At 42.1% G+C, this 15,293-nt stretch carries 11 protein-coding genes; 5 read left to right on the plus strand and 6 right to left on the minus strand.

Annotated elements, in window-relative coordinates; genetic code table 11:
- The first annotated feature begins 125 nt into the window (after positions 1-125).
- From MSI_RS01245 to MSI_RS01260, 4 genes are all read left to right on the plus strand, one after another.
- Positions 126-1,823, plus strand: a complete 1,698-nt coding sequence (locus MSI_RS01245) for a glycoside hydrolase family 13 protein (RefSeq protein ID WP_009102845.1) — start codon at positions 126-128, stop codon at positions 1,821-1,823.
- 85 nt (positions 1,824-1,908) lie between these two features.
- Positions 1,909-3,126, plus strand: a complete 1,218-nt coding sequence (locus MSI_RS01250; RefSeq protein WP_009102847.1) for a cation:proton antiporter — start codon at positions 1,909-1,911, stop codon at positions 3,124-3,126.
- A 65-nt stretch (positions 3,127-3,191) separates the two neighbouring features.
- Positions 3,192-4,445 (plus strand): SpoIIE family protein phosphatase, encoded by a 1,254-nt coding sequence (locus MSI_RS01255; protein ID WP_009102848.1) that lies wholly within the window; start codon positions 3,192-3,194, stop codon positions 4,443-4,445.
- A 36-nt stretch (positions 4,446-4,481) separates the two neighbouring features.
- Positions 4,482-6,710, plus strand: a complete 2,229-nt coding sequence (locus tag MSI_RS01260; protein WP_009102849.1) for a hypothetical protein — start codon at positions 4,482-4,484, stop codon at positions 6,708-6,710.
- Here the strand turns inward: MSI_RS01260 and murA are convergent.
- On the minus strand, positions 6,707-7,990 hold the full coding sequence (gene murA, locus MSI_RS01265; protein WP_009102850.1) for a UDP-N-acetylglucosamine 1-carboxyvinyltransferase: 1,284 nt from the start codon (positions 7,988-7,990) through the stop codon (positions 6,707-6,709). The two genes, MSI_RS01260 and murA, sit on opposite strands and share 4 nt — an antisense overlap.
- A gap of 94 nt (positions 7,991-8,084) precedes the next feature.
- Positions 8,085-9,341, minus strand: coding sequence for a peptidase T (gene pepT / locus MSI_RS01270; RefSeq protein ID WP_009102851.1), 1,257 nt, complete (start codon positions 9,339-9,341; stop codon positions 8,085-8,087).
- A gap of 71 nt (positions 9,342-9,412) precedes the next feature.
- On the opposite strand from pepT, the gene MSI_RS01275 reads away from it, so the two are divergent.
- Complete coding sequence (locus MSI_RS01275; RefSeq protein WP_009102852.1) at positions 9,413-11,377, plus strand: GGDEF domain-containing protein; 1,965 nt, start codon at positions 9,413-9,415, stop codon at positions 11,375-11,377.
- 89 nt (positions 11,378-11,466) lie between these two features.
- Here the strand turns inward: MSI_RS01275 and MSI_RS01280 are convergent, their stop codons facing one another.
- Genes MSI_RS01280 through MSI_RS01290 form a run of 4 tightly spaced genes read right to left on the minus strand, consistent with a single transcriptional unit; the run spans position 11,467 to position 15,029 of the window.
- Positions 11,467-12,825: an OmpA family protein gene (locus MSI_RS01280; protein WP_009102853.1), complete on the minus strand. Its 1,359-nt coding sequence runs from the start codon at positions 12,823-12,825 to the stop codon at positions 11,467-11,469.
- Positions 12,826-12,840: 15 nt separating this feature from the next.
- The gene (locus MSI_RS01285; protein ID WP_009102854.1) at positions 12,841-13,953 is read right to left on the minus strand and encodes a lytic transglycosylase domain-containing protein; all 1,113 of its coding nucleotides are present in this window, start codon (positions 13,951-13,953) and stop codon (positions 12,841-12,843) included.
- Between the two features lie 24 nt (positions 13,954-13,977).
- Positions 13,978-14,238, minus strand: coding sequence for a hypothetical protein (locus tag MSI_RS14960; protein ID WP_237706474.1), 261 nt, complete (start codon positions 14,236-14,238; stop codon positions 13,978-13,980).
- 11 nt (positions 14,239-14,249) lie between these two features.
- Positions 14,250-15,029: a hypothetical protein gene (locus MSI_RS01290; RefSeq protein ID WP_237706475.1), complete on the minus strand. Its 780-nt coding sequence runs from the start codon at positions 15,027-15,029 to the stop codon at positions 14,250-14,252.
- Positions 15,030-15,293 lie beyond the last annotated feature (264 nt).

Raw genomic sequence — 15,293 nt, forward strand, 5'->3', positions numbered from 1 at the left:
GACAGCTTAATTTTTTGTTAAAGGCGCGGGAGACTCTTGAAGTTTTCCGCGTTTTTTATTGTAATAGATAGTATTATAGAGTTTATCGATAAACTTTGTTATAAACGGCAGGAGCGATATTATTTATGAATAAAGCTGCAATTTTTCATAGAGTGGACAGTGAATACTGCTATCTTCTGGACGAAAGAACTTTTGTTTTGCGTTTGCGTTGTGCAAAAGGAGATTTGAAGTCGGTTAGTGTCTTTTATGGAAACCGCTTTGACAGAACTCAGCCGGCTGTTATGCACTCTGTAAAAATGGAAAAGGTTTGCCAGGGGCTTTATCATGATTATTACGAGGTTACAGTAAAGCCGGGTTTCCGTCGTGTGTTTTATTATTTTGAACTTGAAGATTTTGCGGGCGAAAAAGGTTTTTATTTTCAGGGGGTAATCCGCCATGAGCTTCCAAAAATCTGGCCGGCCTTTTTCCAGATTCCTTATATGAGAAGGGAAGAAATTTATAATGTGCCGGACTGGGCGGAAGATGCAATTATGTATCAGATTTTTCCGGACAGTTTTGCGACCGGTCACCGCTTTCATGATAAAACTGCTAAGTCTGCTGAATGGAAAGGCTTTACCCTTACTTCAAAACTTGGCGGAAATCTGCGCGGTATAATAGAAAATATTGATTATCTTGTGGAGCTGGGAATTAATGTTTTGTATCTGAATCCGGTTTTTGTTGCTCATTCATATCATAAATATGACACAATTGATTACAAGCATATTGACCCGGATTTTGGCACTGACGAAGAATTCCGACAGCTTGTAGATTTGCTTCATAAAAACGGGATTCGCGTGGTGCTTGACGGTGTTTTTAATCATACGGGAAGACGTTTTTTTGCCTATCAGGACATTCTGAAAAACCAGGAAAAATCTGAATACCTTGACTGGTACTATGACATGCCGCTTCCGCTTTTGCCGGATTGTAAATCAAATTATGCATGTTTTGGTTATTACAAGGGTATGCCAAAGTTGAATACTGGTAATCCAAAAGTCTGCCGGTACTTCTGTGATGTTGCAAAATACTGGATTGAAAAGTTTGATATTGACGGCTGGCGTCTTGATGTTGCTAACGAAATTGACAAGAACTTCTGGCGGGAATATAAAAAGGCAATCCGCAGTGTAAAAAAAGATGCAATTATGCTGGCTGAAGTCTGGGAGGATGCTCAGAACTGGCAGGTTTACGACGAGTTTGATTCTGCAATGAACTACCGTTTTGTAAATCTCTGCCGTGATTTTTTTGCAGACCGCGTGATTTCTGCCGGTGATTTTGGAGCAACTTTTAATGAAAGCCTTATGCGCTATCCCCGACCTGTTTCCTATGCCCAGATGAATCTTCTGGACAGTCATGATGTTTCCCGCTTTATTTCCTTGTGCGGGGAAAAGCCTGAACTTTTGAAGTTGGCCGCTCTTGTTCAGATGACGCTGCCTGGTATGCCCGGTATTTTTGCGGGTGATGAGCGTGCCATGCAGGGAATCAGCGAAGACGAATACCGCCGAGCCTTTGTCTGGGATGATGATGGTAAGAACTGCGATTATGTTGCCTGCAGACCGGGCGATATGACTTCTTTTTATAAAGAGCTGATTGCCCTTCGACGTTCCCACAAGGCGCTGCGAAACGGGGCGGTTAACTTCATCGAAACTGGTAACGATAAGGTTTTGTGCTACGAACGCCAGAACGCAGAAGAAAAGATTACTGTCTGGGTTAACAATTCTGACAGGGAATGGACCGAACCAAAGTCTGGTCAAACAATAAAGCCTTTTGATTACAAAATAGTTGTCTAACTTTTACTTTTAGTCTATAGTTTCTTTAATTCACAGCACACCAGGCCGGTGTGCTGTATTCTTTATTTAACTTAGAGGCTTTTTTATGTCATCTTTACCAAACACAGAAATCATCCTGCAGATTCTTTTGTCCGTTGGAATTATTGTTATTGCGGCTAAGTTCCTTGGAACTCAGGTAAAAAAAATCGGCTTTCCGGTTGTTGCCGGGCAGATTGTTGCCGGTCTTCTTTTGCGTTTTCTGCCATTTTTTCAGAATTTTGGCGGCGGTGAAACAAGTGTAATCTACCGCGAAGCAAATCAGTTTATTACATATATGTCGGAAATCGGTGTAATTCTGATTATGTATTCGGCAGGACTTGGAACAAATCTTAAATCCCTTATAAAATCCGGCTTTAAGGCAACCCTTATTGCCTGCTGCGGCGTTTTTGTACCTCTTTTTATGGGTGCTGTAATGGCTCTCTGCTTCTGGGGTTTTGTCGGCTTTGGAACTGCAAAATTTTACCAGGCCATGTTTATCGGAACGATTTTGACTGCAACTTCTGTCAGCATTTCGGTTGCAACCTTAAAAGAGCTTGGAAAAATTAAAACTGATGTAGGCCAGGCTATTGTAAGTGCTGCAATTATTGATGATGTAATCGGAATCGTTGTTCTTACAGTTGTTCTTGGTGTAAGCACAGGAAGCGGCGGCTATACAAGCGTTATTCTTAAAACCATTCTCTTTTTTATCTGCGCCATTGTTTTCGGCTATATTATTTTCCGGGTTTTCCGCTGGTATGATACAAAGCATCCACATTCCCGCAGAATTCCTATTTACGGACTTGGAATTGCCTTTATTTATGCCTTTGCCGCAGAAAAATTCTTTGGCATTGCTGATATTACCGGAGCTTACATCGCAGGTGTTGTTTTCTGCAGTCTTACAGACGCGCCTTACATGGAACAGAAAATCGACATCAACTCTTATATGATTTTCAGCCCGATTTTCTTTGCCTGCATCGGCTTGAAAACTGACCTTTCCGGCATGGATATGAGCCTTTTGTGGTTTGCTCTTGCCTTTGTAATTGTGGGCTGTATTTCAAAAATCATAGGATGTTCCGGAATCAGCCGTCTTTTGGGTTTTGACTGGAAGGATAGTTATAGAATCGGACTTGGAATGATGGTTCGCGGCGAAGTTGCCCTGATTGTTGCCCAGAAAGGCCTTAGTGTTGGTATGGTAGATTCAAAATATTTTGCTCCCGTAATTCTTCTTATTATTGTTTCCAGCATGGTTGTGCCGGTGCTTTTGGGAAAGGCCTTTAAGGATTAATTTGACAATTAAAATATCTGGATTTAAAATAGTATATTGATTTAAAAAAATGGAGTAAAAAAACTATGGAAGAAGAAGTTGTAGACGAGTCATTTTTTATTGACGATGCCGGCAGCAATACCCCTGACATTGAGCTTCAAAAAACAGGTCTTGAAAACACTTACACCGACCGCCAGGTTGGTTCCATTACAAAGTCAATTGAGCCTGTAAGTGGTGAAAGTTCCCTTGATATCGTTGTAGAAATGTTCAAAACTCAGGCAGATCTGGAGGCTGTTCCTATTGAAGAAACTGGTTCTGTTATTGGTGTTATTGAGCGTAAAACTGTTGAAGAAGCAACCAGTACCGCCCTTAAGCGCTTTGTTGCAAAAAACTGCCGCGACTACGTTGTTGATGCTAAACTGACTCTTAATGCCCGCGACTTCTGCGAGCTTGTAGTTGATAAGGTTGATGAAGCAGTAAAGGCAAACGGCGTTCAGAACTTTGTAGTTCTTCTTAATAACCGCAGTTATCTTGGGATTGTTTCTGCAGATGATGTCCGCCAGCAGATTCGCGCTGTCCGCCAGCATGATCTGGAAAAGGCTAAGGTAATTCAGCAGCACCTTCTTCCTGATGATGAAGCTACAAAAGATTTCCCATTCCACGTTGCAATTTATAATCAGATGGCAAATGCCGTTGGTGGTGACTTTTATATTGCCCAGAGAGTTTCGCAGACTTCTTTTGTAATCGGAAGCTTTGACGTTTCTGGTAAAAACGTTTCCGCAGCCCTGCTTACTGTTACAATCGGTTCTTATTTTGCAACCTTAAAGCAGCTGGTTCATTCAACCCTTTCTGCCGTTCAGATTGCAACAATGCTTGACCGCTTCCTTGCGACTGTAGTTCCTGTAGGAAACTTTATTACCGGTGCAATCTGCTATATTGATGCCCTGGAAAATCAGATTGAAGTTTTGAACTGCGGCCATACAGACGTTTATGCCTGCAAGAAAAATGATAAGGGGGAAGTTCAGGTTGCAACCCTTAAGCCAACCCTGCCTCCTTTTGGAATGGGTGCCGTTGCCGATGCTTTAAAATCTTCTTCTAAGGCAGGCTACAAACTTGCAATTGCTTCTGGTGTTCAGGTTGATATGTATTCAGACGGACTTCCTGACATGCAGGATGATGATGGTGTTCGTTTTGATGATGACAATACAAAGAAATTCTTTATAGATTTGTATGATAAGGATGTTTCAGATATGGAACGCTTTACCAGCCGTACTGTTGAGCGCTGGAAGCAGCATGCAATGCTCCCTGATGACATCACTGTTGTAAATCTTAGATTCTAGGAGTTGATGGCGGGGTAAAGGCCCCGCTTTTTTTATATGAAAGTTCTTCTTATTCAGCCGCCTCTTGTACAGCTTAATTCCCCTTATCCTGCCGGAGCTTATCTTGCATCCTTTTTCAGAACGATGAAGTGCGAGGTTTGTTTTTTAGACTTGAGCATTTCTCTCTTTTACAAAATATTTTCACGTCCCGGGCTGACCCGCATTTTTGAATTGACTGAAGAGCGGGCTCTTGAAATGGCGGACAAGGCTGAGCGGGAAGGGGACCAGGGAACTGCCTTCAATCTTCGCCGTTATGTAAGTACTTCTGATTCCTGGTGTAGCTGGATTGATGTAATTACTGCAATTTTATGTGGGGATGCTCGTGAAAAAGAGCATGAACTTTTATTTTCTCCTAAAGCGCCACGCGGAAGCCGTATGGAAAACTTTCTGAATGGACTTGGACGTGAGCCTTCTGTTGATGATGTTCGCTTTTTGTGCTCTTATGCCCTTGCTGACCTTGCTGATTATATTACCGCGGTTTTTGATTCCAATTTTTCTCTTGTCCGCTATGCAGAAAGTCTTACAGTTGATGAATCAAGCTTTTCTGAAATAGAAAAAAGACTGGATTCTCCTGTGATGACGGAATTTTACAGGGAACTTCTGGAAGAGGTTCTTGACCAGGAGGATTATGGTACTGATTTTTTAGTGGGAATTACGGTTCCTTTTGCGGGGACTTTTATGCCGGCTCTTTACACGGCGCGTTATATTAAAGAAAAATATGGTTCTAAGGCCTATGTTGTTATGGGCGGCGGTTTTGTAAATACTGAACTTCGTGAAGCTGACGATATGGCGCTTGGGAAATATATTAATGCGCTTTCCTATGACCGGGGCTACGGTGGCTTTTATGATTTCATAAAAAAAACGGAGGCTTCTGGCGGCGGAATGGCTTTCGATTCCACTCCGATTTATAAATTCAGGAAATTTACAAAAAATGGAGTGATTGCACCTGACTGGAAGGGGGATGAGCATATTACTTTTATTGAAAGCAGTGCTACCCGCGGAACCTTCCCGGATTTTTCTGATATTGATTTTTCTGTTTACCCCCGCCTTTGTGATGATAAAAATCCTATGCAGCGTCTCTGGTCTGATGGCAGCTGGATAAAGGCTTATCTTGCCCACGGCTGCTACTGGCATAAATGTGCCTTCTGCGACACCCAGCTTGATTATGTATGCGGTTATGAGATGACCGATGTTGAGCGCCTTTTTAAAAGCCTTTACAGAACTGCCTGGGATCATTATATTTTTGGCGTTCATTTTGTTGATGAAGCCATGCCTCCTCTTGCCCTTAAGTCTTTTGCCCTTTTGAATGCGCGGGCGGTAAACTTGGGCGGTAATAAGCCTCTTTACTACTGGGGTAATGTCCGCTTTGAAAAATCCTTTACCTACGACCTGGCAGCCCTGCTTTCCTACGGAGGTCTTGGCGGGGTAAGTGCCGGACTTGAAGTTGCCACCGGCGACGGTCTTAAGAACATCAACAAGGGCACCGACATAGATTCAATTGTCTCGGCCTGCGCTGCCTTTAAGGAAAACGGCATTCTTGTCCACGCCTATATGATTTACGGCTTCTGGAATGACACGGCTCAGAACATCATCAACTCTATGGAAACTCTGCGTCAGTTCTTTGCGGCCGGCCTTCTGGATTCTGCTTTCTGGCATAAATTTATCCTCACAAAAAATTCCCGCGTTATGGAAGAGTGGGAGAAAGGCTTGCACCCGGAACTTAAACCGATTTTCCCGGAAGGAAAAAGTATTTTTGCAAGAAACTGCCTTCATTTTGAAGGAGAAAAACGTTTTGCTAAGTGGGGAGCAGCCCTTGATAATGCCCTTACCGCCTGGATGCACGGGAAAAAGCTTGAAATGCCGGTTCGTAAATGGTTTGATTTCGAAGTTCCTTCCCCGACTGTGCCAAAGAATTTGATAGAAAAAGCCATTGACCGCTATGAAGAGCGCAAATCGGCGCCGGTAAAGGATATAGAAAAAAGGGAAATCTTCTGGCTTGGAAGTAAGCCTGTTGCCTGCGGTAAGGTAAATAAAAAGGGACTTAGAAAATACTCCTGGATTTATATGCAGGAAGAATTCTCTTCTGAGTTTGAAGAAAGCCTTGCAGAACTTTTATGGAAGCTGCGTCCTGAAACAGAAGAAAATCTTTACAAAAAGTACTTACAGCAAATAAAAAAATCCCCGGAAGTAGAAAAACTCCGGGGATCGGGACTTGTTATAATTTAGTCTACATCTACCGTTTTTATGTGTGCTCCCAGTGCCTGGAGGCGGCCTACTAAATCTTCGTAGCCGCGTTCAATCTGGTAAACGTTACTGATTCGGCTTTCACCGTGCGCGCACATAGCGGCAATCACCATGGCCATTCCGGCACGGATATCAGGGGAAACCAGGTGGTCACCGTGCAGCATGCTAGGTCCGCTTACAACCGCGCGGTGAGGGTCGCAGAGGGTAATTTTTGCGCCCATGGAAATCAGCTTATCAACAAAGAACATTCGGCTTTCGAACATCTTTTCAAAAATCAAAACTGTGCCTTCTACCTGTGTTGCAACCACCGTCATAATGGAAGTAAGGTCTGCTGGGAATCCCGGCCAAGGCATGTCATCAATTTTAGGAATGGCGTTTCCAAGGTCGTTGTTTACCTTTAATTCCTGGGTGTTTGGCACTGTAAGCTCGTCGCCGTCAAGACGCCAGGAAATTCCAAGCTTGGCAAAACTGTTTTTAAGCGGACGCATTTCCTGAGGACGGATTCCCTTAATAGTAATCTTTCCCCGGGTTGCAGCCGCCATTCCAATGAAAGAACCAATTTCAATAGTGTCAGGGCCGATTGTAAATTCGCAGCCGTGCAGCTGTTTTACGCCCTGAATGCGGAGAATGTTACTTCCAATTCCGCTGATCTGGCCGCCCATTTTGTTAATCATGTTGCAGAGGTCCTGAACGTGAGGCTCACTTGCCGCATTCTGGATGATTGTTTCGCCCTCTGCAAGGCTTGCTGCCATAACGGCGTTTTCTGTTGCAGTAACCGAAGCTTCGTCCAAAAAGATGTCTGCTCCCTTAAGCTTGTTGGCTGTAAGCTGGAAATGTCCGTTTACAACGATGTTGGCGCCAAGTTCCTTAAGGGCAAGGAAGTGGGTATCCACGCGGCGGCGACCGATAACGTCACCTCCAGGAGGCATCATTTCACATTTTCCGTTACGTGCCAGAAGAGGTCCCGCAAATACAATTGAACCGCGAACTTTTTTGGTCAAATCGCGTGGAAGCTCCTTCTGGGCAATTTTTTCGCAGTGAATCTTCCAGTTGTGCTTTGTGATTTTTTCAACCTTTGCGCCAAGTGCTTCAAGAATCTGAAGCATTACGTTTGTATCCTGAATCTCAGGAATGTTATTTAAAATTACTGTTTCCGATGTCAAAAGACAGGCTGCAATACAAGGCAGTGCTGCGTTTTTGTTGCCGCTTGCTGTAATTGTCCCCTGAATCGGAAATCCACCCTCAATTACATATTCGTGCATGTTTTTATCCTGTGTAAGGCGGCCGGTCAGAGCCGCCGGTGTTCTATAGCAAAGCGTTAAAAAAAATTGCGATGCAGCAATTTTTTAGCTTTACCTAAAATCTTACTAGATTTATTAATATATCGGCAGCTTTTGCCATCTGGTTTAGAGAAACCCATTCGTAACGCGAATGATACTTGTGTCCGCCGGTAAAAATATTAGGACATGGGATTCCCATTTCTGTCAGCCGTGAACCGTCCGTTCCCCCGCGAATCGGTTTTTCCACGATGGCAACGCCCGCCTCTCTGAAAGCCGCTCTCAGTTTTTCAAGAACCTCCGGATGCTGGGTCATCTTTTCCTTCATGTTCTTGTACTGCTCGCGGAAGTTTACCTCAACCTTTCCATTAAAGCTGATGGCAGCTGCTTCTGCACAGTCAGAGACTATCTTTTTTTCTAATTCAATTTCCTCAGGTGTAAATGAGCGCAGAAGCAGCTGAACCTTACAGGTATCAATGCTGCCTGCCACTTCCATTGGGGCAATAAAACCTTCGTAATTTTCTGTGGTTTCAGGAGTCCTAGTGTGGGGAAGAAGACTTAAAAATTTTCCTGCCATGCTTACCGCATTTACCATTCTTCCTTTTTTAGCATCGCCAGTGTGGCAGGCCTTTCCTATAAAAGTAACGTTTGCTCCCCAGGCATTAAAGCATTCGCTTTCAAGTTCCCCGATATTTCCGCCGTCCACTGTGCAGGCATATTTGGACTTAATCAGTTCCAGAGGAACTTTGTCCATTCCGTGGCCGGTTTCTTCATCCGGAGAAAAAATTACTTCTATATTACAGTGTTTTTCTTCTTTATGATTCTGTAAATATTCAATGGCAGTCAGAATTGCCGCAATTCCGCATTTGTCATCTCCGCCGAGCAGGGTAGTCCCGTCTGTCGTTATGATTGTTTCGTGATTTTTTGCTGCTTCTGCAAGTGCCTGATCATTTGCCGGGTTGTGAACAACACCATTATTCAGTTTTATTTCGCTGCCCTCGTAGTTTTCAAAAATCTGGGGCTTTACGTCCTTTCCCGTAACTTCATCAACTGTGTCCATGTGGGCAAGAAAGAGCACGCTGTCTTTTGCAGCTTCTCCGTCAGAGTTTGCAGGAAGTCTTCCATATACATAGCAGTCTTTTACCTGTACTTCGCTCATGCCAAGGGCTTTCATATCTTCTTCCAGAAGTTCAGCCATATCCCACTGTCGTTCTGTAGAAGGAAATACCCCCTGGTCTGCCGCATTTCCGTCGCTTTCAGACCAGATTTTTACATATTTTACAAAACGCTCTAAAAGCCGCTTTGTGTATTCCTTATTTTCACTGATTTTATTCATAAAGCTATTCTATTCCATTGTAAAAAAAATTGCAAAAATAGCTCCAACGTTGTAAAATTAAATTTATAAAAATGGCACGCAATAAATTCAGAGTTGCACTTATAGTCGATTTTATCTCCATTGAATATTCTCAGCGTTTGTTCGAGTCAGTTAATGAAGTTTGCAAGGAGTATGATTATGAACTCCTTGTTTTTCCAATTGGTACACTTCATAGTGTTCGTACAGCGTTCGGGTATCAGGCTGTCGCCATTGCATCTCTTATTACCAAGAATTCCATTGATGGTATTATTTTTTCAACCGGAGTTCAGCTTCACTTTGTTACAAAAAGCGAAATCCTTTCTTACATAAAGGGCTTTAATCCTATTCCTGTAGTTTCGGTTGCAATTGATATTCCGGGCTGCCCTTCAATTACTTCAGATCCCTATTATGCCTATAAAGCAATTATTGATAATCTGATAGACGTTCAGGGCTGTAAGAAGCTTGCCATTCTGGGACTACGCTCTTCTTCATCAGAAATCAGAATAAGAAGAAATACCGTAAATCAGATTCTTGAAGAAAAGAATTTTCCGCCGGAAAATTATACCTACTTCCGCATGAGTTTTGACTATCTTACAATTCTTAAAGATCTTGAAACTTATGCAATTTCAAACGACGGTAAAATTGAATTTGATGCCATCATAGCCTTTAATGATGAGATGGCATATGCCGCTTCGGAATTTGTAAAGCGTCATGGACTTCGCATTCCGGAGGATGTTCAGATTGTTGGTTTTGATGATCTGGAGCAGTCAAAGTATACAAATCCTTCAATTACAAGCGTAAACCAGCATATTGATGAGCATGGCCGCCGTGCCGTAAAAATGCTCAAAAAGATTTTTGAAGACGAAGAGTTTGAAAGAAATGTAGTTCTTATAAACTCAGCCGTTTTCCGCGAAAGTACATGCCGGCTTCCTTATCCTGAGGAACTTGAGAATACAAAGTATGTTGATATTCAGCTTGATGCCGAAAAAGTATGGAATGCCCGCAACCTTCTTTCCGGCCTTTACATGCGTAACGCCCAGATTCAAAAGGTAATCAATTACTATTCAGAAACTCAGTTTGATATGAGCGTCGATCAGCTGAAAAGCCGCCTGAATTCAGACTTACGCGATTTTGGAATAAAGGCTGCAGCAGTTGTCGTTTATGAAGCACCGATTGAACAGACTATTCCTTTTGATTATTTCAACCTGCCTCACCGGGCAAGCCTTTTCTGCGGTTTTGATGAAAGTACCGGCTACGACAGCGAAATTCTTCCAGAACGAATTAAGTTTAATCCTAATGAACGCATTCTTCCTGATGGAATCATAAACTTCAGCGAAAGCGGAACAATCTGTATGAGCCTTTATCATAATACTCTTCATTACGGCTATATTGTTTTCCGCATTGAAAATCATGACGACTCCTTTGTTTACGACTTTATCATAAAAATTGTTTCTTCCCTTGTAAGTTCAATTTTCTCTTATGCCGAAGTTTCCAGCGAAAAGAATAAGTTCCACAAAAAGTTTAAGGAGCTTGATGCGGTTGCAAATACTGACGAGCTTACCGGTCTTTATAACCGCCGCGGTCTTTTTGATTTTGGAAAAACAACCCTGCAGTTTGCTAAGGCTATGAATCAGTCGGGTATGATTATTTACTGCGATATGGACGGTCTTAAAAAGATTAATGATACCTTTGGTCACGAAGCCGGAGACTGCGCTATTATTGCAGAGTCTATTATCTTAAAGGGAAATTTCCGTTCTAATGATATTGTAGCGCGTATCGGTGGTGATGAATTCGTAATTATAAGTCCGGGTATGAAGGAAGAAACTTTCCGTCGCATTCAGGATGCAATTCATGAAGACTGCCGCCTTTGGACAGAAAAAAATAATTCAAAATTCAAGCTTTCAATCAGTATGGGCTATGTAAAATTCCCTTCTGAAAAGGTAGGCTACCAGATAACCCCTCTTCTTTCCGAAGCCGATGCTAACCTCTACGTCGCAAAAAGAGATAAGAAACGTTAGCTGAAGAACTTGCACGAAGTGCAAGTTAAGCAAAGGTACGATATACTCAAACTTGAAAATTGCCCTTGCGACCTTTGCAGCCTTCGCCGTTACCAAGAACGCTGAATATATGTCGCAATCGGGCGGGCTGTAATATCTACTCGTCTGTTCTGTGCTCTTCCTTCTTCAGTTGCATTGCTTGCCACAGGCATAGTTCCGCCGTAACCCTTATAAGTAAAGAGTTTTTCTGAAAGGCCGTCTGCAACAAGGGCATCCATAACGGCACGGGTACGGTCAATAGAAAGATTAAGCTGACCAACCGGTTTTCCTACATCCGCAGTATGACCTTCAACAAGAATTGTATAACCGCTGTCTTTTAAAATCTGCTTGAGCTGTTCAGAAATAATTTTAATGCGCTCTTTTTCTCCCGGAAGGAACTGGGTTGAATCAGGATAGAATTTGAGATCAACAGAGAAAAGAATTCCGTCATTTGTGTCGCTGATTTCAATGCCAGGGACTTTGTTTTCATAAAAATACTGTTTTACGCGGCTGTAAGTTACGTAATAAGAATCATCCTTCTGTGGGGTCGCAATATCATAGATCAGGTTTTCTTTATCAAGAAGAATTACAACTCTTCCTTCCTGCAAAAGCTTGATGTTTTCAGGTTCTGCAAAAATCTTAAGGGCATCCCTGCGGCTGATAATTGGGTCTGTGCGGTTGCGTCCGTAAACTTCATTAGCACGGATATAAAGAGGATCAATTCCAACTCTGTCCTGATAATCTTCGATATTGTCTGAGTAGTGGAAGCCGGTCAAACCATTTTTCTTTACGGTTTCAGGCGAAACAATCCCTTTTTCATAAACGATATTCATCTGATCATCCCAGATTGTAGGGAAGAAGCAGGGATAAATCTGACTTTTTATGTATTCACCGTGAACAGGGTAGGCTCCGCGGGCATCAATAATGATTCCTGAAAATTTTCTTGAAGGAATGATATCAATTGGTTTTTCTGGAATATAGCTGAAGTAATGCTTTACAAGTTCTTTTCCCAGATTGTTTACATTCAGGGTATTGATTGAGTCAAGTGTAGTTAAGTCTTTTGAAAAAACGTCCGGGGTTTTATAGCCGCCTTTAATAAAGTGATAGACCTGATCCAGCGAAAGCTGTCCGCTTACAACCATATCAGAAAGGGTATATTTTGAATCATCATAAAGAGAAAGCAGGGAAGGCTGAATAAGCTGGCACATTTTTCCAGAAATTTTAGAAGAAGCTGATTTTTTTCCGGAAGGCATTGTCAGGTTTGAAGTCTTACAGTCAAAAGAAAGGTCAGTTACGAATTCACGGTTTACCCAGTTGATTCTGCTCTTTGCGCTTACAACGCCGTCGTGCTCAGAAACCTTGTGCTGTGCAAATGCAGCTGATGAAGAAAGAGTAATTCCCAGCGTTAAAAATAAGGCGAGTTTTTTCATAATATGAATTTCGGCTTATTTTGAGGGAATATAAAGGATTTTTCCTATTTTTAGGATTGCGTTTTCGGTAATGTCGTTAATTTCGCAGAGGGATTTAAGGCTTACTCCAAAGCGGCGGGAAATTGCCCAGAGGGAGTCGCCTTTTTCAACTGTATATTTAAATGGAAATTCAATCGGAGTAAGCTGTTCCAGGGCATCCATGGCAGACTGCTGCATTCCCAGAGGCAGGCGGATAAGGCTTTCTTTTGCAGGATGAGTCATCCCGCGCACATAAGATGGATTCAGGCGTTTAAGAACCTTTGTGTCCATTTTCATTTCCTGAGCCAGCTGATTAATTGAATAGGCTTTTTTTACCTTTATGTAGTCAAAGTTTCCTTCTTTTTCGTTTACAAGAAGTTCGAATTCTTCATGGTGGTCAGGAAGGTTAATGCCGTAGTATTCGCTGTTTATGGCAAGGTCTGCAATTGCAAGAAGCTTTGGAACATATTCCGCTGTCTGCCGGCTTATATAACCGTGGCTTGCAAGATACCAGAAATCCTTTACAGGAGATTTTTTCAGGGCCCGGTTCATGGCGCCAAGACCGCAGTTATAGGCTCCAAGTGCCAGAGGCCAGTCTTTAAAATATTTATAATTTTCCTGCAGTTTTTTAAGGGCTGCGTCAGTTTCCTTCCAGGGGTCATAACGTTCGTCAACAAAATCATTAAGGACAAGAAAATTTGAAACGCTGTTTTCCATGAACTGCCAGAGTCCTATTGCCCCAGATTTTGAGCGGGCATTTGGATTATAGTTAGATTCAACCATGGGAAGATATTCCAGAACAAGAGGAAGCTCTGCATCCAGAACAGCCTTTCTTACAAAAATCCTGTAGTCCTGGGCTCTTTCAAGGTCATCATAAAGGCGTTTAGCAAGTTTTTCTGAATGAAGATAGTGATTGCGGAATCTTTCTACTTCAGGCCGGTCTGCTCCCGGAATATCAAGAGGAATATAAGCCTTCTTTTTTGCAAGCGACTGAATTTCATCCTGAAGTGACAGTACTATGTCTTTAGAAGCATCTACAGGCTCCTGACTATTGGCAAGCAGAGAAAAGGAAAGAGAAATCAGAATTGCAGAAAAGACCGCTTTTTTCATCACTTTTTTATTATCGTCTTTTTATTAAAGTTTTTCACCCATGTAAATTCCAGCCCATTCCCAGTTACCGTGGATATCGGAATCAAGCGGGAAGTTTACCTTTCTGAAATAAAGATACCATACCGGAACGTAGGTAGACCAGCCCGTAGTTCGCAAATAGGCTTCGCTTGGAGTTGAAGAAGGGTCAAGCGAATCTGCAAAACGGATTCTGTTACCGCGCATAAAGCTTCTCATAGAGAACTCTTCCTGGGCGTTGGCATCCATTTCATCCTGTTTCCAGGACATAGAAAAGAAATTTACCTTTGCCTTGTATTTATCAAGAGATCGCCAGTCGTAATTGCGGATTGCCTTTTTAACGGCGGTTTCCAGAGCTTCAAGGCTTTCAAAAGTCCAGTCCTTACTTGAAGAGTTATAATCGATAAGGTGGCGGGCATTTTTGTAGGCATCTGGTTCGCCTGGAATCTGAATTGTAGTTGCATCCGGCTGTTCAAGAAAACCGTGTAGGCGCGGAGTGCCTTGTTCCACTGGCTGTCTTTTTCGTATTCCATTGCAAGGCGCAGGTAAAGCTCTGTTGTGTTTACGTCACTTGGAAAACGGTTAATCAGCTCGTTAAAATACTTGATTCTGTGGGCCGGAGTCTTACTGATCTGAATAAGATTCTGAAGGCACATAAAATGAATGGATTTACCTTTTACCAGCAGATCCTGATATTGCTGCAAAATACGGTCAAAATAATATTCAGCGACAGGCTCTGCTCCCATAGAAAGGTAGGCATAAGCGGTCATTAGAAGCCAGTAGGAGTTGTACATATCATCATGATTCTGTTCAACCCAGTCCGAAAGAAAAAGCACAAGTCCCTGATAATCCTTTACGTTCAGGTAGTTTGTTGCCATCTGATTTATGATTGAATAGCGCTGCTGGGAGTTTAATTCTGCGGTATCAAGAATATCCTGAAATTTCTGCTGCATTGCAAAAAAATCATCGTCTTTTTTATTGTTATTATTCTGATTGCATGCCGAAAATATAGTAAATAATAGAATAAAAAAGGCAGCAAAGTGTAAACGATTTTTCATCATGTTCAAAATTTATCATAGCGGATTATTATTGTAAAGAATGAATTTTGACGGTATAGTTATAGTAAGCATTTAAAAAATTGAAATCGTATTAAACTTTGTAATTTAGGAAAAGGTATGAGCAGACGCTGCACAAAAGTTTTAAATATTTTGATTTCAATCGGATCTCTCTGTTTGCTGACAGGGGTTCTTTTTCTTTTTACAGATTTTGCTTTTTTTGGTTCTAAAGACCTCTTCCTTCTTTTTCTTTTCTGTCAGACAGTAATC

This window comes from Treponema sp. JC4, assembly GCF_000260795.1.
Lineage (GTDB): Bacteria > Spirochaetota > Spirochaetia > Treponematales > Treponemataceae > Treponema_D.

What these genes read in the sequence shown, in the direction of transcription:
- MSI_RS01255 (WP_009102848.1), top strand. Translation starts at nt 3,192, where the DNA reads ATGGAAGAAGAAGTTGTAGACGAGTCATTTTTTATTGACGATGCCGGC.
- MSI_RS01245 (WP_009102845.1), top strand. Translation starts at nt 126, where the DNA reads ATGAATAAAGCTGCAATTTTTCATAGAGTGGACAGTGAATACTGCTAT.
- pepT (WP_009102851.1), bottom strand. Translation starts at nt 9,341, where the DNA reads ATGAATAAAATCAGTGAAAATAAGGAATACACAAAGCGGCTTTTAGAG.
- MSI_RS01250 (WP_009102847.1), top strand. Translation starts at nt 1,909, where the DNA reads ATGTCATCTTTACCAAACACAGAAATCATCCTGCAGATTCTTTTGTCC.
- MSI_RS01285 (WP_009102854.1), bottom strand. Translation starts at nt 13,953, where the DNA reads ATGAAAAAAGCGGTCTTTTCTGCAATTCTGATTTCTCTTTCCTTTTCT.
- MSI_RS01280 (WP_009102853.1), bottom strand. Translation starts at nt 12,825, where the DNA reads ATGAAAAAACTCGCCTTATTTTTAACGCTGGGAATTACTCTTTCTTCA.
- MSI_RS01290 (WP_237706475.1), bottom strand. Translation starts at nt 15,029, where the DNA reads ATGATGAAAAATCGTTTACACTTTGCTGCCTTTTTTATTCTATTATTT.
- MSI_RS01260 (WP_009102849.1), top strand. Translation starts at nt 4,482, where the DNA reads ATGAAAGTTCTTCTTATTCAGCCGCCTCTTGTACAGCTTAATTCCCCT.
- murA (WP_009102850.1), bottom strand. Translation starts at nt 7,990, where the DNA reads ATGCACGAATATGTAATTGAGGGTGGATTTCCGATTCAGGGGACAATT.
- MSI_RS14960 (WP_237706474.1), bottom strand. Translation starts at nt 14,238, where the DNA reads ATGTCCTGGAAACAGGATGAAATGGATGCCAACGCCCAGGAAGAGTTC.
- MSI_RS01275 (WP_009102852.1), top strand. Translation starts at nt 9,413, where the DNA reads ATGGCACGCAATAAATTCAGAGTTGCACTTATAGTCGATTTTATCTCC.